Source organism: Nitrobacter vulgaris (genome assembly GCF_031453995.1).
GTDB lineage: Bacteria > Pseudomonadota > Alphaproteobacteria > Rhizobiales > Xanthobacteraceae > Nitrobacter > Nitrobacter vulgaris.
The window spans coordinates 111,793-138,414 of the sequence record NZ_JAVDPZ010000009.1 but is presented as its reverse complement, the minus strand read 5'-3'; the positions used below and the strand labels follow the sequence as shown (position 1 = coordinate 138,414).

The following is a 26,622-nucleotide window of genomic DNA, read 5'->3' as shown; positions in this document are numbered from 1 at the left end:
GCGATGGAAGTGCACCTGATCGTGCCGATCGCGATGGAAGAGAAACTGCGCTTCGCCATCCGCGAGGGCGGACGTACCGTCGGAGCAGGCGTCGTCGCCAGCATCATCGAGTAAGGAACGAGAGAATTGCGAATAGCGAGTGGCGAATAGAACATCTTCTATTTCGCTATTCGCTACTCACTACTCACTATTCGCTTTTCAAAGAGAGACACGGCAATGAACGGCCAGAATATCCGCATCCGTCTCAAGGCGTTCGACCATCGGATTCTCGATACGTCGACCCGCGAGATCGTAAATACCGCGAAACGCACCGGCGCGCAGGTCCGTGGACCGATCCCGCTGCCGACGCGAATCGAGAAGTTTACGGTCAACCGTTCGCCGCACGTCGATAAGAAAAGCCGCGAGCAGTTCGAAATGCGGACGCACAAGCGCCTTCTCGATATCGTCGATCCAACTCCTCAGACTGTCGATGCCTTGATGAAGCTCGATCTGGCTGCAGGCGTCGACGTCGAGATCAAGCTCTGAACTCGGCAGCCCGCCGTTTTTTCGGATCAGGGCACGCGGAAGTCGAAACGAAGTTTGGGAACAGTTCGCACATTAGCGGACAGAAAGAACAGGAAGCACGACGATGCGCTCCGGAGTGATCGCACAAAAGGTCGGGATGACGCGGGTCTTCACAGAGGCCGGCGAGCATATCCCTGTGACCGTGCTGAAGCTGAGCAATTGTCAGGTGTTGGGACACCGGACCGGCGAGAAGAATGGCTACGTTGCGTTGCAGCTCGGCTCGGGCGTGCGCAAGACGGTCTACCTGCCGAAGGCGGAGCGCGGACAGTTCGCGGTCGCCAAGGTCGAGCCGAAGCGCAAGGTTGCGGAATTCCGTGTGTCCGAAGATGCGCTGATTCCTGTCGGCGCGGAAATTCAGGCGGACCATTTCGTGGTCGGCCAGTTCGTCGATGTCACCGGAACCTCGGTCGGCAAAGGGTTCGCCGGCGGCATGAAGCGCTGGAATTTCGGTGGTCTGCGCGCTACGCACGGCGTTTCGGTCTCGCATCGTTCGATCGGTTCGACTGGCGGACGTCAGGATCCGGGCAAGACCTTCAAGAACAAGAAGATGCCAGGCCACATGGGCGTCGACCGCATCACAACGCTGAATTTGCGCGTGGTGAAGACCGACGTCGAGCGCGGCCTGATCCTGGTCGAGGGGGCTGTTCCAGGTTCCAAGGGCGGCTGGATCGCGGTGCGCGACGCGGTGAAGAAGCCGTTGCCCAAGGAAGCGCCGCAACCAGGCAAGTTCAAGGTTGCAGGCGGCGCGCAGGCTGCGGACGACAAAGTCACGGCGGATGTCCCGGCCGAGAAGGAGGGGGCATAACATGGAACTGAACATTACCACCCTCGAAGGCAAGGCTGCGGGTTCGGTTCAACTATCGGACGGCATCTTCGGGCTCGAGCCGCGCAAGGATCTGATACAGCGCTGCGTGAACTGGCAGCTCGCCAAGCGTCAGGCGGGCACCCGCAAGACCAAGGGACGTGCGGAAATCTGGCGTACCGGCAAGAAGCTGTTCAAACAGAAGGGCACCGGCAACGCTCGTCACGGTTCAGCCCGTGCGCCCCAGTTCCGCGGCGGCGGCCGCGCGTTCGGGCCGGTCGTTCGTAGTCATGCACATGATTTGCCCAAGAAGGTGCGCGCGCTGGCGCTGCGCCATGCTCTATCGGCGAAGGCCAAGGACGGCGGTTTGATTGTCATCGACAGCGTCGAATTGAAGAACGCCAAGACCAAGGCTCTGATGGGTCACTTTTCCGGCCTCGGCCTGACCAGTGCACTGATCGTTGACGGCGCGCAGGTTCATGCCGGGTTCGCAACCGCTGCGCGCAATATTCCGAACATCGACGTGCTGCCGATCCAGGGCATCAATGTCTACGACATTCTACGCCGCCAGAAGCTGGTGTTGACCAAGGCGGCGGTTGATGCGTTGGAGGCGCGCTTCAAATGACAATCGATGCGAAGCATTACGACGTGATTGTCGCTCCGGTCATTACCGAAAAGGCGACGATGGCCTCCGAGTACAACAAGGTGGTGTTCAAGGTGGCGCGCAAGGCGTCCAAGCCGCAAATCAAGGAAGCGGTCGAGAAACTGTTCGACGTCAAGGTCAAGAGCGTGAATACGCTGGTGCGCAAGGGCAAGGTAAAGGTCTTCCGCGGCAACTTAGGCTCGCAGTCGGATGTCAAGCGCGCGGTTGTGACCCTCGAAGAGGGCCACCGCATTGACGTCACTACCGGACTCTGAGGCGGAAACGGCTTTAAGGCGATAGATTATGGCACTTAAGACATACAATCCCACGACGCCGGGCCAGCGCCAGTTGGTGATGGTCGATCGCTCGGCCCTTTACAAGGGCAAGCCGGTCAAGACGCTGACCGAGGGCAAGCGCGGCAAGGGCGGCCGCAACAATACTGGGCGCATCACCGTTCGGTTCCGCGGCGGCGGCCACAAGCAGGCCTATCGCAACGTCGATTTCAAGCGCGGCAAGACGGACGTGCCGGCGGTCGTCGAGCGGCTCGAGTATGATCCAAACCGCACTGCATTCATCGCGCTGATCAAGTATCAGGACGGCGAGCAGGCTTATATCCTTGCGCCGCAGCGTCTGGCTGTCGGCGACACCGTCGTCGCGGGGAACTATGTTGACGTCAAGCCGGGCAATGTCATGCCGCTCGGCAACATGCCTGTCGGCACGATCGTCCACAATGTCGAGATGAAGATCGGCAAGGGTGGCCAGCTTGCACGTTCCGCTGGCACCTATGCTCAGATCGTCGGCCGCGATCAGGACTATGTCATCCTGCGTCTGAATTCGGGTGAGCAGCGTCTGGTGCACGGCCGCTGCCGCGGCGCCATCGGCGCGGTATCGAATCCGGATCATATGAACACCTCGATCGGCAAGGCGGGCCGCACCCGCTGGATGGGTCGCCGTCCGCATAACCGCGGCGTGGTCATGAACCCAATCGACCATCCGCATGGCGGCGGCGAAGGCCGTACCTCCGGTGGCCGTCATCCCGTGACGCCGTGGGGCAAGCCGACCAAAGGCAAGAAGACCCGTTCAAACAAGTCGACCAACAAGTTCATTCTCATCAGCCGCCACAAGCGGAAGAAGTAGTAAGGAAAGCCGGACATGGTTCGTTCAGTCTGGAAAGGCCCGTTTGTTGAAGGCTCCCTGCTCAAGAAGGCAGATGCCGCGCGGGCGAGCGGCCGTCATGACGTCATCAAGATCTGGAGCCGCCGTTCGACCATTCTGCCGCAATTCGTCGGTTTGGTATTCGGCGTCTACAACGGTCAGAAGCACGTGCCGGTGTCGGTCAACGAGGAGATGGTCGGTCACAAGTTCGGTGAGTTTTCGCCGACTCGTACCTTCCATGGCCACTCGGGCGACAAGAAAGCCAAGAGGGCTTGAGGTTAAGTCATGAGCAAACCAAAGCGCGAACGGAGCCTCCCGGAAAACGAGGCCAAGGCGATCGCCCGGATGCTTCGGGTGAGCCCGCAGAAGCTCAACCTGGTTGCGCAATTGATCCGGGGCCGCAAGGCGTCCGCGGCGCTCGCGGACCTGCAGTTTTCGCGCAAGCGGATCGCGGTCGACGTAAAGAAGTGTCTGGAATCGGCGATCGCCAATGCGGAGAACAACCACGACCTCGACGTCGACGAGTTGATCGTATCGGAGGCGTTTGTCGGCAACGGCATGGTGATGAAGCGTTTCGCGCCGCGCGGCCGTGGCCGTTCGGGCCGTATCTATAAACCGTTCTCGCAACTGACAATCGTGGTGCGTCAGGTCGAGGCCGAGGCGAGCGCTTAAAGAGGCGCGGGAGAAAACGATGGGTCAGAAGATCAATCCAATCGGGCTGCGTCTGGGTATCAACCGGACCTGGGATTCCCGTTGGTATGCCGGCAAGAGCGAGTACGGCAGGCTGCTGCACGAGGATGTCAAGATCCGCGAACTCCTGCACAAGGAACTCAAGCAGGCGGCCGTTGCCCGCATCGTGATCGAGCGTCCGCATAAAAAGTGCCGCGTGACGATCCATTCGGCGCGCCCCGGTGTCGTGATCGGAAAGAAGGGCGCCGATATCGATAAGCTTCGCAAAAGGGTTGCTGACATCACCTCGTCCGACGTGGTCCTCAACATCGTCGAAATTCGCAAGCCGGAGCTCGATGCCACGCTGGTCGCCGAATCGATCGCGCAGCAGCTTGAGCGCCGCGTCGCATTCCGCCGCGCGATGAAGCGCGCCGTGCAGTCGGCGATGCGTCTCGGCGCCGAAGGCATTCGGATCAATTGCTCGGGCCGTCTCGGCGGCGCCGAAATCGCCCGCATGGAGTGGTATCGCGAAGGCCGTGTGCCGCTGCACACGCTGCGCGCTGATGTGGACTACGGCGTTGCTACCGCGTTCACGACGTTCGGCACCTGCGGCGTCAAGGTCTGGATATTCAAGGGCGAGATCCTCGAGCACGATCCGATGGCTCAGGACAAGCGCCTGGCCGGCGACGACAGCCGTCCGCGCCGCGACGCGGCTTGAACGAGAGAAGGTTTGAGGGCGTAAGCCATGATGCAACCGAAGAAGACCAAGTTCCGGAAGGCGCACAAGGGCCGCATCCACGGCGTCGCGTCGTCGGGCGCGACACTTGCTTTCGGCCAGTTCGGCCTGAAGGCAATGGCCCCCGAGCGCATCACGGCGCGCCAGATCGAAGCCGCGCGGCGAGCGTTGACCCGCCACATGAAGCGCGCGGGACGAGTTTGGATCCGCGTTTTTCCGGACGTGCCCGTATCGAAGAAGCCGGCCGAGGTCCGCATGGGCTCAGGCAAGGGGGCGCCAGAATTGTGGGTGGTACGGGTCAAGCCGGGCCGGGTTCTTTTCGAGATCGATGGCGTGGCCGCGCAAACCGCCAAGGAAGCGCTGACTCTCGCCGCCGCCAAGCTGCCGATCAAAACGCGCTTCGTCGCGCGTATTGCGGAGTAACCGACATGGCAGAAATGAAGACCGCCGACATCCGCGCGATGACCCCCGACCAGATGGACGACGCCGTCGCCAATCTGAAGAAGGAGCGGTTCAATCTGCGCTTCCAGCGAGCCACCGGACAGCTTGAGAACACCTCGCGGTTGCGCGAAGCCCGCCGCGATATTGCACGGATCAAGACCATCGCCGCGCAAAAGCGCGACGCGAAGAAATAAGGGGTCCGAAATGCCGAAACGTACGCTGCAGGGCGTGGTCGTCAGCGACAAGCAAGCCAAGACGGTTGTGGTGCGCGTCGATCGCCGCTTTACCCATCCGATCTACAAGAAGACCATTCGCCGCTCGAAAAACTATCACGCGCACGACGAGAACAATGAGTTCAAGCCGGGTGACATGGTGTGGATCGAGGAAAGCAAGCCGATCTCGAAATTGAAGCGCTGGACCGTGGTTCGGGGCGAACAGAAGAAAACTGCTTAAGCGCGATTTTGCGCATCAGAAAGAGGACAAGGTGCATCAATGATTCAGATGCAGACCAACCTCGACGTGGCCGATAATTCAGGCGCACGCCGTGTCATGTGCATCAAAGTGCTTGGAGGCTCCAAGCGCCGCTATGCAACGGTGGGCGACATCATCGTCGTGTCGATCAAGGAAGCCATCCCGCGCGGGAAGGTGAAGAAGGGCGACGTCATGAAGGCGGTGGTGGTGCGGGTATCCAAGGATATCCGCCGCGCGGACGGTTCGGTGATCCGTTTTGACCGCAATGCGGCCGTTCTGATCAACAACCAGTCCGAGCCTGTCGGCACCCGCATTTTTGGGCCGGTGCCGCGCGAGCTGCGTGCCAAGAACCACATGAAAATCATATCGCTGGCGCCGGAGGTGCTGTGATGGCTGCCAAGATCCGGAAGGGCGACAAGGTTATCGTATTGTCGGGCCGCGACAAGGGTCGCACCGGCGAGGTGTTCGAGGTGCGCCCCGCGGAGGGCAGGGCGCTGGTGCGCGGCGTTAACATGGTGAAGCGCCACCAGAAGCAGAGCCAGAACCAGGAGGGCGGCATCATTTCGAAGGAGTCGCCGGTCCACCTGTCAAACATCGCGATCGTCGGCAAGGACGGAAAGCCGACCCGCGTCGGTTTCAAGATTCAGGCAGACGGCACCAAGGTGCGTGTCGCCAAGCGTTCGGGAGCGGAGATCGATGGCTGAAACAGCTTACGTGCCGCGCCTGCGCGCGGAATATGACAAGAGCATCCGCGCCAGACTCACCGAGGAGTTCGGCTACGCCAACGTCATGCAGGTGCCGCGTCTCGACAAGGTGGTTCTCAATATGGGAATCGGCGAGGCCGTGAACGACCGCAAAAAGGCCGAGACGGCGGCTGGTGACCTGGCGCTGATCGCCGGCCAGAAGGCGATCGTGACCTATTCGCGTGTCGCAATCGCGACCTACAAGCTGCGTGAAAACCAGCCGATCGGCTGCAAGGTGACGCTGCGCAAGGCGAAGATGTACGAGTTCATCGACCGCCTGGTAAACGTCGCGCTGCCGCGCGTGCGCGACTTCCGCGGTCTCAATCCGAAGAGCTTCGACGGTCGCGGCAATTACTCGCTCGGCATCAAGGAACACATCATTTTCCCCGAAATCGACTTCGACAAAGTCGGGGAGAGCTGGGGCATGGATGTCACGGTCTGCACGACGGCGCAGACGGACGACGAGGCCCGGGCGCTGCTGACTGCATTCAATTTTCCGTTCCGGCAGTGAGACGCTGAGAAGCGCTCAGACGCGGAAAGGCAAGGAGCCAAGCATGGCAAAGAAGAGTTCGATCGAGAAGAACAACCGGCGCAGGCGGATGGCTGGGAACGCGGCTGCGAAGCGCGCGCGGCTGAAGGCCATCATCTCCGACAAGACCAAGCCGATGGAGGAACGGTTCGCAGCCACTCTGAAGCTCGCCGAAATGCCGCGCAATTCGTCGGCGACGCGTATCCGCAACCGCTGCGAATTGACCGGACGTCCCCGTTCGAACTATCGCAAGAACAAGCTGAGTCGCATCGCGCTGCGCGAGCTTGGCTCCAGAGGCCTGGTTCCCGGCCTCGTGAAGTCGAGCTGGTAAGGAGGGTCGCCAGATGTCCACGCACGATCCGATCAGCGATCTCATCACCCGCATCCGCAATGCGCAGATGCGCAACAAGCCCAAGGTTTCGACCCCGGGCTCCAAGATGCGAGCTAACGTGCTCGAAGTCCTCAAGAGCGAGGGCTATATCCGCGGCTACGCCAGCGTCGAGCATTCCTCGGGCCGCAGCGAGCTTGAGATCGAGTTGAAGTATTTCGACGGCGAACCCGTGATCCGCGAGATCGAGCGGGTCTCCAAGCCGGGGCGGCGTGTTTACGCCTCCGTGAAAAATCTACCGCGCGTCAACAACGGGCTGGGGATTTCGGTGCTGTCGACGCCGAAGGGAATCATGGCCGACCACGACGCGCGTGACGCGAATGTGGGCGGCGAAGTTCTCTTCACGGTGTTCTGAGGAAGGAATTAAGCCATGTCACGCATCGGCAAGAGGCCAGTCACGGTGCCATCCGGTGTCACTGCGACCGTCGAAGGGCAGACCGTCAAGATGAAGGGGCCGAAAGGCCAGCTTCAGTTCGTCGTCCATGACGATGTCGAGGTGAAGCTCGAGGATGGCGCGGTGAAGGTCGCGCCGCGATACGAGACCAAGCGGGCGCAGGCGCTGTATGGTACAGCGCGCGCGCAAGTCGCAAATCTTGTCGACGGCGTCACAAAGGGATTCGAGAAGAAGCTTGAGATCGTCGGCGTCGGCTATCGCGCCGCGTTGCAAGGCAAGTCATTGCAGCTCGCGCTCGGCTATAGCCACGATGTCAATTACGCGGTCCCCGAGGGGATTACGATTGCGGTGCCGAAGCCGACTGAAATCACGATCACGGGTAATGACGCGCAGCGCGTTGGTCAGGTCGCGGCCGAAATCCGTGGCTATCGTCCGCCGGAGCCCTACAAGGGCAAGGGCGTGAAGTACGCCAACGAAACGATCTTCCGCAAGGAAGGAAAGAAGAAGTAACGGAGCCGGTCATGTCGAAACTGAAGATTACGAATGCCCGGCGCAAGCAACGCGTGAGGCTGTCGTTGCGTCGCACCGCAAATGGCAGACCGCGGCTGTCGGTGTTCCGCTCGTCGAAGCACATCTATGCCCAAGTCATTGACGACCTGAAGGGCGAGACGCTGGCCTCGGCGTCCTCGCTCGAAAAGGTGATGCGCGGTACGGGCAACACGGGCGCCAATATCGAAGCGGCCAAAGCGGTCGGCAAACTGTTGGCGGAGCGGGCGGTGAAGAACGGCGTCAAGGAAGTGGTCTTCGATCGCGGCGGCTATCTCTATCACGGTCGCGTCAAGGCGCTGGCCGATGCCGCTCGCGAAAGCGGTTTGAGCTTCTAAGCGCGTATTCTGCAAAAGCGGGATCCGGTTTTGCGACAAGAATGCGTGTCTTGAAATTGATATCGAACGAATAGGACAGGGGCGAAGCCTCACAAGGATCGGAAAAACACCATGGCAGGTGAACGCGAACGCGGCGGACGCGAACGGAGCAGAGATCGCGAGGAGCGCGACAGCGAGTTCGTCGACAAGCTTGTCCACATCAATCGTGTGGCGAAGGTCGTCAAGGGCGGCAAGCGCTTCGGTTTCGCGGCGTTGGTCGTGATCGGCGACCAGAAGGGTCGGGTTGGCTTCGGTCACGGCAAGGCGCGCGAAGTTCCGGAGGCAATCCGCAAGGCGACGGAGTCGGCAAAGCGCAATCTGACGCGCGTGGCGCTGCGCGAGGGCCGGACGCTGCATCACGACATCGCAGGCCGCCACGGCGCAGGCCGCGTTTATCTGCGCGCAGCACCAGCCGGCACCGGCATCATCGCCGGCGGCCCGATGCGCGCGGTGTTTGAGACGCTCGGCATCCAGGACGTGGTGGCGAAGTCGATTGGCTCGTCCAATCCCTACAATATGATTCGCGCGACGTTCGACGCGCTGAAGCATCAGGATTCACCGCGCTCGGTTTCCGCCCGCCGCAATATCAAGGTTTCCACGCTGCAATCGCGCCGTGTGGGCGGTGATGCGGAGGCTGTTGCCGAATAAGCGGAGTCCGGGCTGGGGCCGGCGGTTGCCACCTGCCCAATCCGACCGCCGGGCAAGACAGGATTTGGAGTGACGACGATGGCTAAGGCCGCAAAGACAATCAAGGTCGAGCAGACCGGCAGCGCAATCCGCCGCCACCACTCACAGCGCTCGACGTTGGTCGGGCTTAAGCTCAACAAGATCGGTCGGACCGCGGAGTTACAGGATACGCCTGAAATTCGCGGCATGATCGAGAAGGTTCGACACATCGTCCGTGTAATCGACGAGACGTAACAATTTGCTATTTATGCCCGGCCTGTGCCGGGGGTCCACGACTTAGAGTGCGCCGGGTTCGGCAAAAGACGTGGAAGGCCGGGACGATCCTGGCACGACGAACACGATGAGGACGCGACCATGAAACTTTGCGATATCGCCGACAACGCAGGCTCGCGCAAGAAGCGCATGCGGATCGGCCGGGGTATCGGCTCCGGCAAGGGCAAGACCGGCGGCCGTGGCGGCAAGGGACAGACGGCGCGCTCGGGTGTGCGCATCAAAGGCTTCGAGGGAGGCCAGATGCCGCTGCACCGGCGTTTGCCGAAGCGCGGCTTCAACAATATCTTCCGGGTGGAATTCGCTGAAATCAATCTTGACCGGCTTCAGGCCGCAATTGATGCCGGGTCGATCAATGCCAAGGAGACCGTTAACGCCGAGTCGCTGGTGAAATCCGGCGTGGTGCGTCGCGCCAAGGGTGGCGTCCGCCTGCTTGGCCGAGGCGAGATCAAGGCGAAACTGACTATCGAGGTTCACGGCGCCTCGAAGTCCGCGATCACGGCGGTCGAGAAGGCCGGCGGCACAGTGAAAATCCTTGCGCCGAAGAAGGACGAAGGTGAGGCAGCCTAACGTCTGCGTCATCGCCCGCTTTGGCGCACGACAGGAACCATGAGAGGTTTGGCGTCTGCCGGCTGGCCCGTTCTGGCGGAGCGTGACGGCACCATTGGCGCGGGAGAAGGCTGAATATGGTCTCAGCAGCGGAACAACTGGCGGCTAACCTAAACTTCTCGGCTTTTGCGAAAGCCGACGAGCTGAAGAAGCGCATCTGGTTCACGCTCGGCGCGTTGCTTGTCTATCGGCTGGGTACCTACATCCCGCTGCCGGGCATCGACCCGACGGTCTGGCAAAAGGTGTTCAATTCCCAGGCCGGCGGCATCCTCGGGATGTTCAATATGTTCTCCGGCGGTGGTATCGACCGCATGGCGATTTTCGCCTTGAACATCATGCCGTACATTTCGGCCTCGATCATCCTGCAACTGTTGACCTCGGTATCGCCTAAGCTCGAGGCTCTCAAGAAGGAGGGCGAAGCTGGCCGCAAGATTATCAATCAATACACCCGTTATCTTACGGTGGTGCTGGCGTTCTTCCAGTCCTACGGCATTGCCGTCGGTCTCCAGGGCGCAGGCAACGTCGTCACCAATCCCGGCATGTTTTTCCTGCTCTCCACCGCGATCACATTGACCGGCGGCACCATGTTTCTGATGTGGCTCGGCGAGCAGATCACATCGCGAGGCATTGGCAACGGCATTTCCCTCATCATCATGGCCGGTATCGTCGCCGAGCTGCCGTCCGCGCTCGCCAACATGCTCGAACTCGGCCGGCAAGGCGCGCTGTCCACGGGGATCATCCTGATCGTTCTGATCATGGTCGTCGCGGTGATTGCCTTCATCGTGTTCATGGAGCGCGCCCAGCGCAGGTTGCTGATCCAGTATCCGAAGCGTCAGGTCGGCAATAAGATGTTTGATGGGCAGTCTTCCCATCTGCCGCTGAAGCTCAATACCTCGGGTGTGATCCCGCCGATTTTCGCTTCGTCGCTGCTTCTCTTGCCGACGACGGTCGCGAACTTCAACGCGGGTAGCGGACCAGAATGGTTCCAGTGGATCAATACCCAACTCGGTCACGGCCGGCCGATGTTTCTGGTCCTGTACATCGCCTTGATCGTGTTCTTCACCTTCTTTTATACCGCGATCGTCTTCAATCCGACCGAGACAGCCGATAATCTCAAAAAGCATGGCGGCTTCATTCCGGGCATCAGGCCGGGCGAGCGAACCGCCGAGTATATCGACTACGTGCTCTCGCGCATCACGGTGCCAGGGGCGGTTTATCTCGCGGTTGTCTGCCTGATTCCCGAGATTTTGATTTCTTACGCAGCGGTACCTTTCTATTTCGGCGGTACGTCGCTTCTAATCGTGGTCAGCGTCACGATGGATACAGTGTCGCAGGTGCAGGGATATCTGCTGGCCCACCAATATGAAGGCCTGATAAAAAAATCCAAGTTGAGAGGCCGCCGTCGATGACGTGAAGCGTTCTTGCTCATCGGAATCGGTCAGTGAGAAGAAATGCTTTCAGTCAATAACCTGCGCGTGTTCTGCTTGCGATGATGGTATCCACTTTTGCCGAATGCGTGTCAGATCCGCCAAGCGCATTGCTTTCATGCCCCGGCGCTCTTCGTTTGGGGTCGTATACGATCGCCGCGGCATATCTGCCGCCTGCTATTCTTGTCCGAGGCATTGATCGCCTGCGCCGGGGTGCCGTATTAGTTGCCGGAAGGGCGCAGGTGCGCGGCTGCCCGTTCACCCGGCGATGGGGCAATTCTTTATGAGACTGATTCTTCTCGGGCCGCCGGGGGCGGGAAAAGGAACGCAGGCGCAACGTCTGGTTCATCACTACGGAATCATTCAGCTTTCTACGGGTGACATGCTGCGCGCCGCCGTCGCCGCCGGTACGCCGGTCGGCCTCAAGGCCAAGGACATCATGGCGAGCGGGGGGCTGGTCCCGGACGATGTCGTCATCGGCATCATTTCCGATCGGCTGGAACAGGCGGACGCGAAGACGGGATTCATCCTCGACGGCTTTCCGCGCACCGTCCCACAGGCCGAGGCGCTGGATCGTCTGCTCCAATCCAAAAATCTCGCACTCGATGCCGTGGTTGAACTTCGCGTCGACGAAAGTGCGCTGCTGCAGCGCGTTGAAAGCCGTGTCGCGGAAATGACGGCGCGGGGGGAACAGGTGCGGGCCGATGATAGGCCGGAGGTGCTCTCGAAGCGGCTGGTCAGCTACCGCGGGCTGACCGAGCCGCTCATTCGCTACTATTCGGAGCGCGGCAAGCTGCTGACGGTTGACGGCATGATGGCTATCGATGACGTCACGCGGGATATTCGCCGCGTCCTGAGACGGTCGGGAGTTCCGATGTCAAAGTTCGGCATCCGCCGGTGGTAAGCGGGCCAGAATCGACCTAAAGGCGAGAAAAACCAGTAAATGATGGTCCCAGGCGGCCCTTGGGAATGGGGAACGAGCACGGTGAGGTGAGCAAAAATTGGCGGCTCAAAAGTCACGAAAGAGCGAGCAAAAGTGGCGGGACGGTTGACGAAATGCCACCAAGTCCTTAATAAACAAGCATCCAGCGGATCGTTTCAGACGATGCCGGACCCTAAGATAACTGAGGGTCAGGCGTCGTGTTTGTGTTTGAGGATACCCGCCTGAAATATCGAAGGAAAGGCCGGCTCACCGCGAGTCGGCAACAGGAGAGAAGTCTGTGGCCCGTATTGCCGGCGTGAATATCCCAACCAACAAGCGCGTTGTCATCGCGCTTCAATACATCCATGGCATTGGTCAGAAGAATGCCGCCGAGATCGTCGAGAAGGTCAAAATTCCGGTCGATCGCCGGGTCTCGCAACTGACCGATCAGGAAGTACTTCAGATTCGGGAAGTCATCGATCGCGACTATCTCGTCGAAGGCGATCTTCGCCGTGAGGTAGGCATCAACATCAAGCGGCTGATGGATCTTGGTTGTTATCGCGGCTTGCGTCATCGTCGCGGACTGCCGGTGCGCGGTCAGCGCACCCATACTAACGCGCGTACCCGCAAGGGGCCGGCTAAGTCGATTGCCGGCAAGAAAAAGTAAGAGCGCGGATAGGAAATTGCGAGCAGCGAGTAGATTTTGATCGCTATTCGCTTCGTCGGTGGAGCCGCTGGTATTACGGCGGCGTTGAGATCACAGGAAAGGCTGACAATGGGTAAGGAAGCTACACGCGTTCGCCGGCGCGAGCGCAAGAACATCGCGTCCGGCATCGCGCATGTCAATTCGTCGTTCAACAACACCACCATCACCATCACCGATGCGCAGGGCAATACGATCGCCTGGTCATCGGCCGGGACGATGGGTTTCAAGGGATCACGCAAGTCGACCCCTTACGCGGCGCAGGTGGCGGCGGAAGATGTTTCCAAGAAGGCGCAGGAGCACGGCATGCGCACCCTTGAGGTCGAGGTGGCTGGTCCGGGTTCGGGACGCGAATCGGCACTGCGCGCGCTGCAGGCCGCGGGCTTCACCGTTACCTCGATCCGCGATGTGACCACGATTCCTCATAACGGTTGCCGTCCGCGCAAGCGCCGGCGCGTTTGATACTCGACAGTGGCGGTTTGTTGTTCCGCCAATTCGAGGTTTTTATCTTATTGCGCGGATTGATCCGCGTCCTCCAACGCCAGCGATGTTGATGGCATGGGTGAAACAGTGACGATCCAGAAAAATTGGCAAGAGCTCATTCGGCCGAACAAGCTGCAGGTCGTTCCCGGCAGCGATCCCTCGCGCTTTGCAACCCTGATTGCCGAGCCGCTTGAGCGCGGTTTTGGCCAGACACTCGGTAACGCGCTACGCCGAATCCTGCTGTCCTCGCTGCAAGGCGCCGCGGTGCAGTCGGTACACATCGATGGCGTTCTACACGAATTCTCCTCGATCGCGGGCGTTCGCGAGGACGTCACCGACATCGTGCTGAATATCAAGGACATCGCGATCAAGATGCAGGGGGAAGGCCCCAAGCGCATGGTCGTGAAGAAGCAGGGTCCCGGTAGCGTCACCGCAGGTGACATCCAGACCGTCGGCGACATCGTGGTGCTTAATCCCGACCTTCAGATCTGCACCCTCGACGATGGCGCCGAGATTCGCATGGAATTCACGGTTGCCTCCGGCAAGGGTTATGTTGCCGCCGAGCGTAATCGGCCCGAGGATGCGCCGATCGGACTGATACCGGTTGATAGCCTGTATTCGCCGGTGCGCAAGGTATCCTACAAGGTCGAAAACACTCGCGAGGGTCAGATTCTCGACTACGACAAACTGACCATGACCATCGAAACGAATGGCGGGGTGACGCCCGAGGATGCCGTGGCCTTCGCCGCGCGTATTCTGCAAGATCAACTCAACGTCTTCGTCAACTTCGAGGAGCCGCGCAAAGAAGTCGCCACCGAGATCATTCCGGATCTGGCGTTCAATCCGGCGTTCCTCAAGAAAGTGGACGAACTGGAGCTGTCGGTACGTTCCGCAAATTGCCTGAAGAACGACAACATCGTTTACATCGGCGATCTGGTGCAGAAGTCGGAAGCGGAGATGCTGCGCACCCCGAACTTCGGACGCAAGTCGCTGAATGAGATCAAGGAAGTGCTGGCCCAGATGGGTCTGCATCTCGGCATGGAAGTGCCGGGCTGGCCGCCGGAAAATATAGACGAGCTGGCAAAACGCTTCGAGGACCATTACTGAGTGATCTCTTCCCCGGAGTGGGGGAGAGAAACCCAAAATAGGGCGAACGCAGGCAGCCCACCTGAGCAGCGCGACCGCCGAGCAGTCGCAACCGAACAAGACTGAGGATCACATCAATGCGTCATGGTAAGGTTCACCGGAAGCTCAATCGCACCGCGGAGCATCGCAAGGCGATGTTCGCCAATATGGCGGCGGCGCTTATCAAGCACGAGCAGATTGTCACCACGCTGCCGAAGGCAAAAGAACTACGTCCGATCGTCGAAAAACTGGTGACCCTCGGCAAGAAGGGTGGCCTCGACAAGCGCCGTCAGGCGATCAGCGAGATGCGCGACGTCGATCAGGTGAAGAAGCTGTTCGACGTGTTGGCGCCGCGCTACAAGGACCGTCATGGTGGGTATACCCGCATTATCAAGGCCGGATTCCGATACGGCGATAATGCGCCGATGGCAGTGATCGAGTTCGTCGATCGCGACGTCGATGCCAAGGGCCAGGACTCCGGGCCGGTGCAGGAAGCTTCGGAAGCCGCGTAAGCTCGACATCTTTTAAAACTTAGAAAGGCGGCGCATCGTGGGGCGCCGCTTTTTTGTTGGTTCGAGCCTGCCCTAGAGAGCGTTTCGAGCGAAGTGGACACCGTTCGCGTAGGTGCGCACGCTAAAAGGCTTCCATTACGGGGATGCGGCAGGTGGTTCCGATTTGTGCGGCACTTCGCGGCGTCTGTGATGGACTCGCGATGTGTGTGGTTGTGCTGTCGCGACGATCATGTGCGTGCAGACGATGACATGGCGTTCTGTCTTGGCATCCGCGCGACGTCGCGGACGTGAAAAAAGCGTCTTTTGCTTCTCTTGAAGGTTAGCGAAGCCTATATCTGCGGTCCTGACCCCGGGAGTGAATTCATGACGTCGTTCCGCCTGTTCGCCCCGCTATTCCTCGCTCTGACGATGCCGGCGCCTGGTCATGCTCAGGACCGCCACGTTCCGGCCTCCCAGGCCGAATTGCGGCTTTCCTATGCACCGATCGTGCAGCGGGTGACGCCGGCTGTCGTCAATGTCTATGCCGCCAAGGTGATCCAGCATCGCCATCCATTGCTCGAGGATCCGGTCTTCCGCCGGTTCTTTGGCGTTCCGGGCGGGCAGCCGGAACAGATGCAGCGCTCGCTCGGCTCAGGCGTGATGGTCGATCCGTCCGGCCTTGTCGTGACAAACAATCACGTGATTGAGGGTGCCGACCAGGTCAAGATCGCGCTGCCGGACAAGCGCGAGTTCGAGGCCGAGATCGTGCTCAAGGACACGCGGACCGACCTTGCGGTCCTGCGGCTGAAGGATGTGCATGAGAAGTTCCCGACGCTCGATTTCGCGAATTCGGATGAGTTGCAGGTCGGAGACCTCGTCATGGCGATTGGGAACCCATTCGGCGTCGGGCAGACTGTGACGCACGGCATTGTTTCGGCGTTGGCGCGCACGCAGGTGGGAATTACAGACTATCAGTTCTTCATCCAGACCGATGCGGCGATCAATCCGGGAAACTCGGGTGGGGCGCTGGTTGACATCACGGGTCGTCTCGCAGGTATCAACACCGCAATTTTCTCGCGCTCCGGAGGGTCGCAGGGCATCGGCTTCGCCATTCCGGCAAACATGGTGCGGGTTGTCGTGGCATCCGCCAAGAATGGTGGCAAGGCGGTGCAGCGGCCCTGGCTCGGAGCGCGGCTGCAAACGATAACCCCGGAGATTGCCGAAACCATCGGCCTCAAGGCGCCGGCCGGTGCGCTGGTGGCTAGCGTTGCGGTTGGAAGTCCGGCGGCGCGTGCCGGTCTCAAACTATCCGACCTGATCGTCTTGATCGACGGACAGCCTGTCGAGGACCCCAATGCGTTTGACTATCGGTTTGCGACGCGTCCGCTCGGCGGCACATCGCAATTGGAAGTCCAACGCAATGGGAGGCCGATCAAGCTTACCGTTCCGCTCGAGGCGGCGCCGGACACCGGTCGCGACGAGTTGGCGATCACCGCGCCATCACCATTTCAAGGCGCCAAGGTTGCGAATATCTCGCCGGCGCTGGCCGACGAACTTCATCTCGATTACGGTGCCGAAGGGGTCGTGGTCATCGCATTGGCGGACAATGGAATGGCCGCGAATGTCGGCTTCAGGAAAGGCGACATCATCCTCGCGGTCAACAACAAGAAGATCGTTAAGACGGCCGATCTCGAACAGGCCGTTCGCGAAGCGAGGCGGCTCTGGCGTATCACGCTGATGCGTGGAGGCCAGCAGATTCAAGTCATGCTAGGCGGATGAGCCCGAACCGCCAGCGCGCCTCCAACAGCCTGTTCTCCGCGGCGGGTCTGGAACGTGATGCGCCGCATCCACTGCCGGACAAGCTGCGACCGCAGACGCTGTCGGACGTGGTCGGGCAGGATCACATTCTTGGATTGAACGGCGCGCTGACCCGGATGCTGGAAACCCGCACGCTAGGCTCGCTCATCTTCTGGGGACCGCCGGGGACCGGAAAGACGACAGTGGCGCGGCTGCTGGCGAATGCGACCGCGCTGCATTTCGAGCAACTGTCGGCGGTGTTCTCCGGTGTCGCAGATCTGAAGAAGGCGTTCGACGCCGCCCGCGCGCGCCGCGAGTCGGGGACGGGAACGCTCCTGTTCGTCGACGAGGTGCATCGTTTCAATCGCGCGCAACAGGATTCGTTTCTGCCTGTCATGGAGGACGGAACCGTCATTTTGGTCGGTGCAACCACTGAGAACCCATCGTTCGAACTGAACGCGGCGTTGTTGTCGCGGGCTCGCGTGCTTGTGTTCCGTTCGCTCGACTGGGAGGCGATCGAGAAATTGTTCGCTCGCGCCGAACAGGTCGAGGGCAAGCCGTTGCCGCTCGATGCTGAGGCGCGCTCGGCGCTGGTGCGCATGGCCGACGGCGACGGCCGCGCCGCGCTGACGCTGGTCGAGGAAGTCTGGCGGTCGGCGCGCGAGGGCGAGGTCTTCAATGCCGAGCAGTTGCAGGGCGTGCTGCAGCGCCGCGCGCCGATCTACGACAAATCCGCCGACGGCCACTACAACTTGATTTCTGCCTTGCACAAGTCGGTGCGCGGCTCCGATCCCGATGCGGCGCTGTACTATCTGGCGCGGATGCTCGAGGCCGGCGAGGACCCGTTATTTCTCGCGCGCCGCGTGGTGCGAATGGCAGTCGAGGATATCGGGCTGGCGGATCCGCAGGCGCTGGTGATCTGCAACGCGGCCAAGGATGCCTATGATTTTCTCGGCTCACCGGAAGGCGAACTCGCGATCGCGCAGGCGGTGATCTATCTGGCCACCGCGCCGAAGTCCAACGCCGCCTACAAAGCGTTCGGCGCGGCGATGCGCGTCGCGAAGGACGCCGGTTCTCTCTTGCCGCCGAAGCACATCCTCAACGCGCCGACCGGTCTGATGAAATCCGAAGGTTACGGCGGCGGCTACCAATACGATCACGACATGCCCGATGCGTTTTCCGGACAGGATTACTTCCCGGAGATGCTCGGCCGCCGGACATTCTATGATCCGCCGGATCGGGGGTTCGAGCGCGAAATCCGCAAGCGCATGGACTACTGGGCGAAACTGCGCCGGGAGCGCTCGTCGTGACGACTTCATCGACGTCAACACGCTGTCGATCCACGGTCGTAAGGCTGTTTCAAAACGGGGTGGCTTATGACGCTCCGACAAGGTGCGAGGCGTAAACAGGTGCAGGCGATGCGAAGACATATTACCCGATGGCTGTTGGCATTGGTGCTGCTTGGCATCACGAATGCGGCGCGCGCCGAGATGGTCGAAGTTGCTCCGGGCGTGACGGTGACGAAGAAGACGTTCCCGGCGCGGATGGATGAACAGCCGTTCTATGGTTTCTCGGAGAAAACTCCCGAACAGCAAAAGACCGATGCCGACTTTCTGGCGGCGTCGGATGAGATGGGTTCGCGCGAGGCGGTTTCCGCTGCAGCTATTGAGCGGGGCTGGGCTCATATGGATCGCGGTGACTTGTCGGAAGCGGCCAAGCGATTCAATCAGGCTTGGCTGCTTGCTCCTGAGCGGAGCGAGATCTACCAAGGCTTTGCGGTGATCACGGCGGCGCGGTTCGGCGATCTCGAATATGCCGAAGAGCTGTTCAAGATTGCGTTGCGACAACCGAAGCCGCGGCGAACGCTGAAAGCTGATTACGGGCGCTTGCTGTTGAAGGCCAAGCGTCCGGCTGAGGCAAAAACGATCCTGGAGGAAGGCGTGCGCGACGCACCGGAATTCGCCGATGGATGGGTCAGCCTTGGACTTGCGCGGTTGCAGACGGACGATGCCGCGGGCGCATGTGCGGCCGCAGGCGAAGCCAATAAACTCAAGCTTTCGCGCGGGGCGATGATCGACCTCGTGTTGCTGAAGAGGCAGGGGGCTTGCCCATAGCGGTCGGATGCTTGGCAAGCGACTTGATTTCACCGTGACGCTGCCGGGCTTCTGCGCTACCCACACTTGTGGGTGAACAGAGCGTGATCTGAAAAGTGGGGCCGTTTTCGAAGCTCGATCAGACGAATATGACTAAGGCTTAAAGTTGAGTCGAGGCAGAAGAACTAAACTCCAGAGGAACTAATGAGCCGGCGAGTCAGGCGACCGTTAGCGAAGTCCGGCGGTCGCGGGAGCGAACGCGTTAAAGGCGCTTCGGCGAAAAGCGCTTCGGCCAAAGTTGCTCGTCCAGAAAAAGGGGCGAGCCGGAAAGGCCGTGGCGTCGCTGAGCGATCATCGGGCGAGCGGTGGCAGGGGACTCGGCCGGGCAGGCCGCAGCGCGCAGGTACGCCGCCCGACTCTGCATGTTTCGCCGAAAAGCCGACTAAACCTAAACCCGAACCAGCGCTTCTGCCGACCAAGGTCCAGACTGTCGCGGTGACGGCCGATGAAGCCAACATGCGCGTCGATCGCTTTCTTGAAGCACGCTTTCCCGGTCTGTCATTCTCCCACATTCAGCGCATTGTCCGCAAAGGCGAGTTGCGCGTGAACGGCAAGCGCGCCGACAGCAAGGATCGCATAGGCGAAGGCGACAAGGTCCGCATCCCTCCGCTCAAGCTCGACACGCCGAAGGCCACGGCTCATCTGTCCGAGGCCGAGGCAAAGACACGCGACGAATTGCAGAAGATGGTGCTGTTCGAGGACGCTGACGTCATGGTGCTGAACAAGCCGGCCGGGCTTGCGGTGCAGGGCGGATCCGGCCTGTCGCGGCACATCGACGGGATGCTGGAAACGATGCGCGACGCAAAAGGGCAGCGACCGCGCCTCGTGCACCGGCTGGATCGCGAGACGGCCGGCTGTCTGCTGGTGGCCAAGACGCGTTTCGCGGCCACGGCGCTGACCGGCGCGTTCCGCCATCGTTCAGCGCGCAAGATTTACTGGGCGTTGGTCGCGGGCGTGCCAAAGCCGAAGCAGGGCCGTATCTCGACCTATCTCGCCAAGGAAGAGAATGAGGAGGAGTCGATCATGCGGGTCGCCGCGCATGGCGACGAGGGCGCGAGCCACGCGGTGACCTACTACGCGGTGGTGGAAACCTCGGCGCAGAAGCTCGCCTGGGTATCGCTGAAGCCTGTCACGGGCCGGACCCATCAACTCCGCGCGCACATGGCGCATATCAATCATGCCATCGTCGGCGATCCGAAGTATTTCAATAAGGAAAACTGGCAATTGCCTGGAGGTCTTCAGAAACGGCTGCATCTGCTGGCGCGCCGCATCGTGATTCCGCATCCGCGGGGCGGCGTCATAGACGTCACGGCGCCGCTGCCGCCACACATGTTGCAATCCTGGAATCTGCTCGGTCTTGAAGCCGACCGGTTCGATCCGATCGAGCACGCGCCGGAGGAGTAGGTCCGTGCCGTTGCGTCGGGGCCGACCTCAGGGCGATATGAGAGTATGCCATGCGTGAATTGTTTGACGAAGATCTTGGCTCCTCGTCGCTCAACCCGGAAGAATCGGTACGCAATTCTGCGCGAGCCGGGCACCGCAACCGTTTCTATACCTCCGCGAGCGTGAGGGAGACGCCGGAAGGGTTCGCCGTCCTGCTCGACGACAGACCGGTTCGCACGCCGTCACGTAACGTGCTGGCGGCGCCTGCACGCGAGATTGCCGAGACCATGGCCGCGGAATGGGAGGCGCAACGGGACGTCATCAACCCCATGACCATGCCGCTGACGCGGCTCGCCAACAGCATCATCGACGGCGTAACCGGTCGTGTCGACGCAGTGGTTGAGGATATTGCCAAGTATCTCGAAACGGACCTCCTGTTCTATCGCGCCGGCCACCCCGACGCGCTGGTGGCTCGCGAAACCGCACATTGGGACCGCGTGCTTTTCTGGGCCGCCGAAACATTGGAAGCGCGTTTCATCCTGACCGAGGGCATCGTGCATGTCCGTCAACCGGCTCAGGCGGTCGCAGCCGCGCGCAAGGCGCTACCGTCAGACCCTTGGGTGGTTGGGGCGCTGCATGTCGTGACGACGTTGACCGGCTCCGTGCTGCTCGCTCTCGCTTTAATGGCCGGGCGGCTGGATGCGGACGAGGTCTGGGCCGCCGCCCACGTCGATGAGGACTGGAACAGCGAGCAATGGGGCATCGATGAGGAGGCGGCCGTCCAGAGGGCGTCGCGTTTGGTCGATTTTCGGGCCGCGGCTGCCGTCCTTCGGGCGCGGGCTGGACCAATCGGTTAAGGAGAGGTTTAGACACAGATGTTAGCCTGACGGGTAAAACGAGGCTTCATGGCGATCTCGATCAACCCGATTTTCCCGGTCATCGCGGCGCAAGGCGCAGCAACCGAAGCCGTGCTGCAGCCCGGCAGGGTGATTGACGTGAAGGTCCAGGGAATCCTTGCCAACAATCTCGTCCGTATTGCCATCGCCGATCTGGCGATCGAGGTGCTGTCGGAAATTCCGCTTCAAGTCGGCCAGACCCTGCGGTTAGCGGTCTCGCAGACCGCGCAAGGGCTTCGGCTTGCGGTTGTGGATCAGGGCTCATCGGGTACGCATGCTGCCGGACCGGCGGATGCGTTGACACTGACGCCGGATGCTGCGGCTGCAACGATAAGCGCCAAGGCTCCTCCGGCGCCCCTCCTGACGGCGCTGGAAGCTCTCTCGGTATCGTCCGCGGCGCAAGCGGCGGCGGCGCGGCAAGGCAGTCTTTCGCCGCTCTACGCCAACCTGCTGGTAGCCGCCGGCTCTGGCAGTCTGCCCCCTAACGTGCGACAGGTTCTGGACCGGCTGCTCGCTTTGCGGCCTGGTCTCGATCCGGGTCTTACGGGGAGCGATATCAAGACCGCGTTCCGGAACTCCGGCCTTTTTCTCGAAGCCTCGCTGGCGGCCGGCTTGAAGACGGGGCAGCCTGCCGCCTCGGCCAATACGCTACCCGATATGAAGGCTGCGTTGCTTGTGCTCCGCGAGGCGCTTTCGATCTCGGTCGGGGACATGTCTCGCGGTGCGCCGCCCGCCGTGGGCGCAGGATCTCAACAAGCGCAGCAGGCAGCTTCGCCGATGGCATCGGGCGCGCCGCCGCTGTCGCCGGATATCGACGCACAGGATGTGTATCTGCCGCAGGCGCGCCTGGCTGTAGCTGATGATCCGGATACGCCTGCGAACCAGACATTATTTCCCCGAGTATCGGATGCAGGGCTTCGCGCCGCCACGGCGGGTGCAGCCCTGAACGTTCTGCAGGAGGTACTTCAGAATCGAGGGATCAGCAACGATCCCGGCGCGGCGCTCGGACCCGACGGCGATCCGGCGGCCGCTACGCAGCCGTTCAGGAATGGGCCAGCGAACGGCCCCACTGAGAACCATGTCTTTGTCGTGCGTACCAGCACGCCGTCGCCGCCCTTTGGCGGCGCATTGCCAACCGCGCAGCCCGTCGCGTTGCCGGGATTGTCATCGGCTGCATCGTCGGAAGAGATCGCGCGACGACTGCTTGATGATACTGATGCTGCGATTTCCCGTCAGGTGTTGTTGCAGATCGCCTCGCTTCCGGATCGCGTCGATACCGCGGGAGCGCGGCTCGATCAGACCACGCCGCGCTGGAATTTCGAGATTCCATTTGCTGTCGCAACCGGCACGGCCATTGCGCAGTTTGAGGTTTCGCGCGACGCCGCCGGTCACAATACAGAAACAGCGACGCGGGTCTGGCGCGCACGATTTTCAGTCGACGTTGAACCCGCAGGGCCGGTTCACGCGCTGGTGTCGCTGGCCGGGGAAACCACGACGGTGCGGCTCTGGGCCGAGCGTCCTTCCACCGCGAGCCGGTTGCGCGCCGGCGCCTCGCAACTCACTCAGGCATTGAGCGGCGCCGAATTGCAGCCGGGGGATATCATCATCCGCGAGGGAGCGCCGCCGCAGCCGAAGCCCGCGCCGGCCGGCCATTTTCTGGATCGCGCCCTATGAGTGTGGAGACCAAGGATCAAGTCGCCATCGCCCTCCACTATGACAAAGGCAGTGGTGCGCCGCGTGTGGTCGCCAAGGGCAGGGGAACGCTCGGCACGAAGATCATCGAGGTGGCCAAGGAGAACGACATCCCGATCGAGGAAAGCGAAGTGCTGGCCGGCGCGCTGTCGCATGTCGAACTCGGCGACGAGATTCCAGCCGAATTGTATAAGGCTGTTGCGGAGGTATTGGTGTTCGTGCTGCGGATGTCGGCGCGCGCGCCTTGATAGGTGGTGGCGCCTCCGCGCCGCGCTGTTGGTGACAGCCTTAAAAACGGCAGTTAGGGTCTAATCCAAGTTTACTGAACCAGACCCAGGCAGGGCCATGAAAGACATCCTCCAAACGCTCGACGCCCGGCGGATGGCCGCAAAGCGTGGCGGTGGCGAGAAGCGCATCGAAGCCCAGCACAAGCGCGGTAAGCTGACGGCTCGTGAGCGCATCGAGATTTTGCTCGACAAAGACTCGTTCGAAGAATTCGACATGTTCGTCGAGCATCGTTCGATCGAATTCGGCATGGAGAAATCGAAAGTGCCGGGCGACGGCGTGGTGACCGGATGGGGCACCGTCAATGGCCGCAAGATTTTCATGTTCGCGAAAGACTTCACCGTATTCGGCGGCTCGCTGTCGGAGACGCATGCGCTGAAGATCACGAAAATCCAGGACATGGCATTGAAGGCCAAGGCACCGATCATCGGGCTTTATGATGCCGGTGGCGCGCGCATTCAGGAGGGCGTCGCAGCGCTGGCCGGTTACTCCTATGTCTTTCGCCGCAATGTGCAGGCCTCGGGAGTGATCCCGCAGATCAGCGTCATCATGGGGCCGTGCGCGGGCGGCGATGTCTATTCGCCTGCCATGACCGACTTCATCTTCATGGTGAAGAACACGAGTTACATGTTCGTCACTGGCCCCGATGTGGTGAAGACAGTCACCAATGAGGTGGTGTCCGCGGAAGAACTCGGCGGCGCCAGCGTGCATGCCACCAAGTCGTCGATTGCCGATGGCGCGTTCGAAAACGATGTCGAGGCGCTCTTGCAGATGCGACGCCTGATCGATTTCCTGCCGAGCAACAACACCGACGGTGTTCCGGAATGGCCGAGTTTCGATGATATCGAGCGCACTGACGACTCGCTCAATACGCTGGTGCCGGACAATCCCAATAAGCCTTACGATATCAAGGAACTGATCCTGAAGGTCGTGGACGAGGGCGATTTCTTCGAGATCGCGGAAACGTTCGCGAAAAACATCGTCACCGGATTCGGCCGCATTGCCGGGCGCACGGTGGGCTTCGTCGCCAACCAGCCGATGGTGCTGGCCGGCGTGCTCGACTCGGATGCGTCACGCAAGGCCGCGCGCTTTGTTCGCTTTTGCGATGCCTTCAATATTCCGATCGTGACCTTCGTGGACGTGCCGGGCTTTTTGCCGGGCACCGCGCAGGAATACGGCGGGCTGATCAAGCACGGCGCGAAGCTCTTGTTCGCCTATTCGCAATGTACGGTGCCGCTCGTCACAGTCATCACGCGAAAGGCCTACGGCGGCGCGTTCGACGTGATGGCATCAAAAGAGATCGGCGCCGACGTGAACTACGCCTGGCCGACCGCTCAGATCGCGGTGATGGGCGCCAAGGGCGCGGTTGAGATCATCTTCCGCGGCGATATCGGCGACGCGGAGAAGATCGCCGCGCGCACGAAGGAGTACGAGGATCGATTCCTGTCGCCGTTTATCGCCGCCGAGCGAGGCTACATCGACGACGTCATCATGCCGCACTCGACCCGCAAGCGCATCGCTCGCGCGCTGGCGATGCTGCGTGACAAGCACGTCGACGCGCCCATGAAGAAGCATGACAATATTCCGTTGTGAATAATCTCGCTCAACGCTTCCGCCTAACGCCGGCCTGGTTGCTTTCAGGGCAAAGCGGACGTCAACCATTTCCACAACCCTCGCCGATACCGTCGAAAATGACCCATAGCGGACTTCTTTGATCCAGATCAATCAAAACGCTGCGGTCGCTGATTGTCTGGCCACGCCATCCGTCGCCGTCCTGGGATATTGAGGAGGAGCTCCATGAAGTGTCTATCGTCGCTTGCTGCGGTATTGTCGGGTTTAACTCTCATGGTCTCGACATTGGCCCCAAGCGCTGCCCAATCGATTTCCGCGGAGGAGGCACACGCTATCGCTACGGAGGCGTATGTCTACTTCTATCCGCTCGTGACGATGGACGTGACGCGCAAGCAGCTCAACAATTCCGATCCGAAGACCGGAGGTATCGGCGGTCCTCCCAACACTTTCGATAATATCCAAGCCTACCCCACTGCGGATATGAGGGCAGTGGTGCGACCCAACTTTGACACGTTGTACTCGAGCGCCTGGCTGGACCTAACCAGCGAGCCCATGATCGTTTCGGTTCCGGATACCGGCGGCCGCTACTACCTGCTGCCGATGCTCGACATGTGGACCGATGTGTTTGCGTCGCCAGGATCGCGCACGACAGGCACCAAGGCGGCCAATTTCCTGGTTGCGCCTCCGGGCTGGAATGGGAGCGTGCCGGAAGGCGTCACGCGCATCAATGCGCCGACGCCCCATGTCTGGATAATCGGCCGCACCAGGACGGATGGTCCCGCCGATTATGCCTCAGTCCACGACGTGCAGAAGGGTTACAGGATCACGCCGCTATCGGGATGGGGCAAGCCCCCGGTCGCCGTTACGCAAACCATTGACCCCAGCGTCGATGTCAAGACTCCGCCGAAGGCGCAGGTTGATACGATGGCGGGCGATAAGTTCTTTGCGTATGCAGCCGAACTGCTCAAAGCCAACCCGCCGCACATCACCGATGAACCGATCATCGCGCGCATGAAGCGGATCGGCCTCGAACCGGGCAAGAGCTTCGATATTACCAAAGTTGATGCAACCACACGCAAAGCCATCGAAGACGCGCCGACACAGGGTCTAAAGCTGATGGCATGGAAGCTCCCGACATTGGCGCGCGTAGCAAACCACTGGTCCATGAATACTGATACGATGGGTGTCTACGGGACTTATTATCTGAAGCGTGCAATCGTGGCTCAGGCTGGACTTGGTGCCAATCTGCCGGAAGATGCGATCTATCCGCTCAGCGTTGGCGATGAAAACGGCAAGCCGCTCGACGGTGCAAACAAGTACACCATCCACTTCGCCAAAGACGCGGTGCCGCCGGTCGACGCATTCTGGTCAGTCACCCTGTACGATAACGAAGGATTCCAGGTTGCGAATCCGGTTAATCGTTTTGCGGTGAGCAGCTGGATGCCGTTCAAGCGCGACGCCGACGGGTCGCTGACGCTCTACATCCAGAACGCAAATCCCGGCAGCGATCACGAAGCCAACTGGCTGCCTGCGCCTAAAGGCCCGTTCAACCTCACCATGCGTCTCTATGCGCCGAAATCGGAGGCGTTGACCGGCGTATGGAATCCGCCGACCATCAAGTCGGTGGATGGTGACATCATGGGCCGGCGGTGACGGCAGATACTGGAGC

36 protein-coding genes and 1 pseudogene are annotated in these 26,622 nt (G+C 60.9%); all 37 read left to right on the top strand.

Going from position 1 to position 26,622, the window contains the following annotated elements; translation table 11 throughout:
* Positions 1 to 114, top strand: a 114-nt coding sequence (locus tag GGQ85_RS08200) for an EF-Tu C-terminal domain-related protein (RefSeq protein WP_476638868.1), incomplete at its 5' end; no start/stop codon positions are given.
* Positions 115 to 216: 102 nt separating this feature from the next.
* Positions 217 to 525: a 30S ribosomal protein S10 gene (rpsJ, locus tag GGQ85_RS08195; protein WP_002712302.1), complete on the top strand. Its 309-nt coding sequence runs from the start codon at positions 217 to 219 to the stop codon at positions 523 to 525.
* Between the two features lie 103 nt (positions 526 to 628).
* Positions 629 to 1,369, top strand: a complete 741-nt coding sequence (gene rplC, locus GGQ85_RS08190) for a 50S ribosomal protein L3 (RefSeq protein ID WP_309774081.1) — start codon at positions 629 to 631, stop codon at positions 1,367 to 1,369.
* Between the two features lies 1 nt (position 1,370).
* A complete protein-coding gene (rplD, locus tag GGQ85_RS08185; protein ID WP_309774080.1) occupies positions 1,371 to 1,991 on the top strand; it encodes a 50S ribosomal protein L4 in 621 nt (206 codons plus the stop codon).
* Positions 1,988 to 2,284: a 50S ribosomal protein L23 gene (locus tag GGQ85_RS08180; RefSeq protein ID WP_079446329.1), complete on the top strand. Its 297-nt coding sequence runs from the start codon at positions 1,988 to 1,990 to the stop codon at positions 2,282 to 2,284. The genes rplD and GGQ85_RS08180 overlap by 4 nt, the downstream gene beginning before the upstream one ends.
* Before the next feature lie 28 nt (positions 2,285 to 2,312).
* A complete protein-coding gene (rplB, locus tag GGQ85_RS08175) occupies positions 2,313 to 3,146 on the top strand; it encodes a 50S ribosomal protein L2 (RefSeq protein WP_079446330.1) in 834 nt (277 codons plus the stop codon).
* Between the two features lie 15 nt (positions 3,147 to 3,161).
* Positions 3,162 to 3,440, top strand: a complete 279-nt coding sequence (gene rpsS / locus GGQ85_RS08170; protein WP_309774077.1) for a 30S ribosomal protein S19 — start codon at positions 3,162 to 3,164, stop codon at positions 3,438 to 3,440.
* 9 nt (positions 3,441 to 3,449) lie between these two features.
* A complete protein-coding gene (gene rplV / locus GGQ85_RS08165) occupies positions 3,450 to 3,836 on the top strand; it encodes a 50S ribosomal protein L22 (protein WP_079446332.1) in 387 nt (128 codons plus the stop codon).
* Between the two features lie 19 nt (positions 3,837 to 3,855).
* Positions 3,856 to 4,551, top strand: coding sequence for a 30S ribosomal protein S3 (gene rpsC / locus GGQ85_RS08160; protein WP_009797132.1), 696 nt, complete (start codon positions 3,856 to 3,858; stop codon positions 4,549 to 4,551).
* A 27-nt stretch (positions 4,552 to 4,578) separates the two neighbouring features.
* Positions 4,579 to 4,992, top strand: a complete 414-nt coding sequence (gene rplP / locus GGQ85_RS08155) for a 50S ribosomal protein L16 (protein WP_079446333.1) — start codon at positions 4,579 to 4,581, stop codon at positions 4,990 to 4,992.
* A gap of 5 nt (positions 4,993 to 4,997) precedes the next feature.
* Entirely contained in the window at positions 4,998 to 5,204 is a 207-nt protein-coding gene (gene rpmC / locus GGQ85_RS08150; RefSeq protein ID WP_309774076.1) for a 50S ribosomal protein L29, read from the top strand.
* 10 nt (positions 5,205 to 5,214) lie between these two features.
* A complete protein-coding gene (gene rpsQ, locus GGQ85_RS08145) occupies positions 5,215 to 5,463 on the top strand; it encodes a 30S ribosomal protein S17 (protein ID WP_009797129.1) in 249 nt (82 codons plus the stop codon).
* Positions 5,464 to 5,502: 39 nt separating this feature from the next.
* Entirely contained in the window at positions 5,503 to 5,871 is a 369-nt protein-coding gene (rplN, locus tag GGQ85_RS08140; RefSeq protein ID WP_009797128.1) for a 50S ribosomal protein L14, read from the top strand.
* On the top strand, positions 5,871 to 6,185 hold the full coding sequence (gene rplX, locus GGQ85_RS08135; protein WP_079446335.1) for a 50S ribosomal protein L24: 315 nt from the start codon (positions 5,871 to 5,873) through the stop codon (positions 6,183 to 6,185). Before rplN ends, rplX begins: the two co-directional genes overlap by 1 nt.
* A complete protein-coding gene (rplE, locus tag GGQ85_RS08130) occupies positions 6,178 to 6,735 on the top strand; it encodes a 50S ribosomal protein L5 (protein WP_309774075.1) in 558 nt (185 codons plus the stop codon). The genes rplX and rplE overlap by 8 nt, the downstream gene beginning before the upstream one ends.
* A gap of 43 nt (positions 6,736 to 6,778) precedes the next feature.
* On the top strand, positions 6,779 to 7,084 hold the full coding sequence (gene rpsN, locus GGQ85_RS08125) for a 30S ribosomal protein S14 (protein WP_079446337.1): 306 nt from the start codon (positions 6,779 to 6,781) through the stop codon (positions 7,082 to 7,084).
* A 13-nt stretch (positions 7,085 to 7,097) separates the two neighbouring features.
* The gene (rpsH, locus tag GGQ85_RS08120; RefSeq protein ID WP_079446338.1) at positions 7,098 to 7,496 is read left to right on the top strand and encodes a 30S ribosomal protein S8; all 399 of its coding nucleotides are present in this window, start codon (positions 7,098 to 7,100) and stop codon (positions 7,494 to 7,496) included.
* A 15-nt stretch (positions 7,497 to 7,511) separates the two neighbouring features.
* Positions 7,512 to 8,045: a 50S ribosomal protein L6 gene (rplF, locus tag GGQ85_RS08115; protein WP_079446339.1), complete on the top strand. Its 534-nt coding sequence runs from the start codon at positions 7,512 to 7,514 to the stop codon at positions 8,043 to 8,045.
* 11 nt (positions 8,046 to 8,056) lie between these two features.
* Positions 8,057 to 8,419: a 50S ribosomal protein L18 gene (gene rplR / locus GGQ85_RS08110; RefSeq protein ID WP_079446340.1), complete on the top strand. Its 363-nt coding sequence runs from the start codon at positions 8,057 to 8,059 to the stop codon at positions 8,417 to 8,419.
* 111 nt (positions 8,420 to 8,530) lie between these two features.
* Positions 8,531 to 9,106: a 30S ribosomal protein S5 gene (rpsE, locus tag GGQ85_RS08105; RefSeq protein ID WP_079446341.1), complete on the top strand. Its 576-nt coding sequence runs from the start codon at positions 8,531 to 8,533 to the stop codon at positions 9,104 to 9,106.
* A 78-nt stretch (positions 9,107 to 9,184) separates the two neighbouring features.
* A complete protein-coding gene (gene rpmD / locus GGQ85_RS08100) occupies positions 9,185 to 9,379 on the top strand; it encodes a 50S ribosomal protein L30 (RefSeq protein ID WP_079446342.1) in 195 nt (64 codons plus the stop codon).
* 120 nt (positions 9,380 to 9,499) lie between these two features.
* Positions 9,500 to 9,985, top strand: a complete 486-nt coding sequence (rplO, locus tag GGQ85_RS08095; protein ID WP_079446343.1) for a 50S ribosomal protein L15 — start codon at positions 9,500 to 9,502, stop codon at positions 9,983 to 9,985.
* 116 nt (positions 9,986 to 10,101) lie between these two features.
* Positions 10,102 to 11,433, top strand: coding sequence for a preprotein translocase subunit SecY (gene secY, locus GGQ85_RS08090; RefSeq protein WP_079446344.1), 1,332 nt, complete (start codon positions 10,102 to 10,104; stop codon positions 11,431 to 11,433).
* 301 nt (positions 11,434 to 11,734) lie between these two features.
* A pseudogene (locus GGQ85_RS08085) lies at positions 11,735 to 12,319 on the top strand (adenylate kinase); the annotation flags it as partial.
* A 352-nt stretch (positions 12,320 to 12,671) separates the two neighbouring features.
* On the top strand, positions 12,672 to 13,040 hold the full coding sequence (gene rpsM / locus GGQ85_RS08080; protein ID WP_079446346.1) for a 30S ribosomal protein S13: 369 nt from the start codon (positions 12,672 to 12,674) through the stop codon (positions 13,038 to 13,040).
* Between the two features lie 108 nt (positions 13,041 to 13,148).
* Positions 13,149 to 13,538: a 30S ribosomal protein S11 gene (gene rpsK / locus GGQ85_RS08075; RefSeq protein WP_006021048.1), complete on the top strand. Its 390-nt coding sequence runs from the start codon at positions 13,149 to 13,151 to the stop codon at positions 13,536 to 13,538.
* 96 nt (positions 13,539 to 13,634) lie between these two features.
* Positions 13,635 to 14,666 (top strand): DNA-directed RNA polymerase subunit alpha, encoded by a 1,032-nt coding sequence (locus tag GGQ85_RS08070; RefSeq protein WP_079446347.1) that lies wholly within the window; start codon positions 13,635 to 13,637, stop codon positions 14,664 to 14,666.
* Between the two features lie 116 nt (positions 14,667 to 14,782).
* Positions 14,783 to 15,196, top strand: a complete 414-nt coding sequence (gene rplQ, locus GGQ85_RS08065; protein ID WP_079446348.1) for a 50S ribosomal protein L17 — start codon at positions 14,783 to 14,785, stop codon at positions 15,194 to 15,196.
* A 363-nt stretch (positions 15,197 to 15,559) separates the two neighbouring features.
* Complete coding sequence (locus GGQ85_RS08060; protein WP_079446349.1) at positions 15,560 to 16,954, top strand: DegQ family serine endoprotease; 1,395 nt, start codon at positions 15,560 to 15,562, stop codon at positions 16,952 to 16,954.
* The gene (locus tag GGQ85_RS08055; protein ID WP_309774074.1) at positions 16,951 to 18,282 is read left to right on the top strand and encodes a replication-associated recombination protein A; all 1,332 of its coding nucleotides are present in this window, start codon (positions 16,951 to 16,953) and stop codon (positions 18,280 to 18,282) included. The genes GGQ85_RS08060 and GGQ85_RS08055 overlap by 4 nt, the downstream gene beginning before the upstream one ends.
* 108 nt (positions 18,283 to 18,390) lie before the next feature.
* Entirely contained in the window at positions 18,391 to 19,086 is a 696-nt protein-coding gene (locus tag GGQ85_RS08050; protein WP_309774073.1) for a tetratricopeptide repeat protein, read from the top strand.
* Between the two features lie 183 nt (positions 19,087 to 19,269).
* The gene (locus tag GGQ85_RS08045; RefSeq protein ID WP_309774072.1) at positions 19,270 to 20,529 is read left to right on the top strand and encodes an RluA family pseudouridine synthase; all 1,260 of its coding nucleotides are present in this window, start codon (positions 19,270 to 19,272) and stop codon (positions 20,527 to 20,529) included.
* 50 nt (positions 20,530 to 20,579) lie between these two features.
* Entirely contained in the window at positions 20,580 to 21,365 is a 786-nt protein-coding gene (locus GGQ85_RS08040; protein WP_309774071.1) for an ATP12 family chaperone protein, read from the top strand.
* A 48-nt stretch (positions 21,366 to 21,413) separates the two neighbouring features.
* On the top strand, positions 21,414 to 23,078 hold the full coding sequence (gene fliK / locus GGQ85_RS08035) for a flagellar hook-length control protein FliK (protein WP_309774070.1): 1,665 nt from the start codon (positions 21,414 to 21,416) through the stop codon (positions 23,076 to 23,078).
* Positions 23,075 to 23,344: an EscU/YscU/HrcU family type III secretion system export apparatus switch protein gene (locus GGQ85_RS08030; protein WP_309774069.1), complete on the top strand. Its 270-nt coding sequence runs from the start codon at positions 23,075 to 23,077 to the stop codon at positions 23,342 to 23,344. The genes fliK and GGQ85_RS08030 overlap by 4 nt, the downstream gene beginning before the upstream one ends.
* A 97-nt stretch (positions 23,345 to 23,441) precedes the next feature.
* Positions 23,442 to 24,974 (top strand): acyl-CoA carboxylase subunit beta, encoded by a 1,533-nt coding sequence (locus GGQ85_RS08025; RefSeq protein ID WP_309774067.1) that lies wholly within the window; start codon positions 23,442 to 23,444, stop codon positions 24,972 to 24,974.
* Positions 24,975 to 25,178: 204 nt separating this feature from the next.
* On the top strand, positions 25,179 to 26,606 hold the full coding sequence (locus GGQ85_RS08020) for a DUF1254 domain-containing protein (protein WP_309774066.1): 1,428 nt from the start codon (positions 25,179 to 25,181) through the stop codon (positions 26,604 to 26,606).
* Positions 26,607 to 26,622 lie beyond the last annotated feature (16 nt).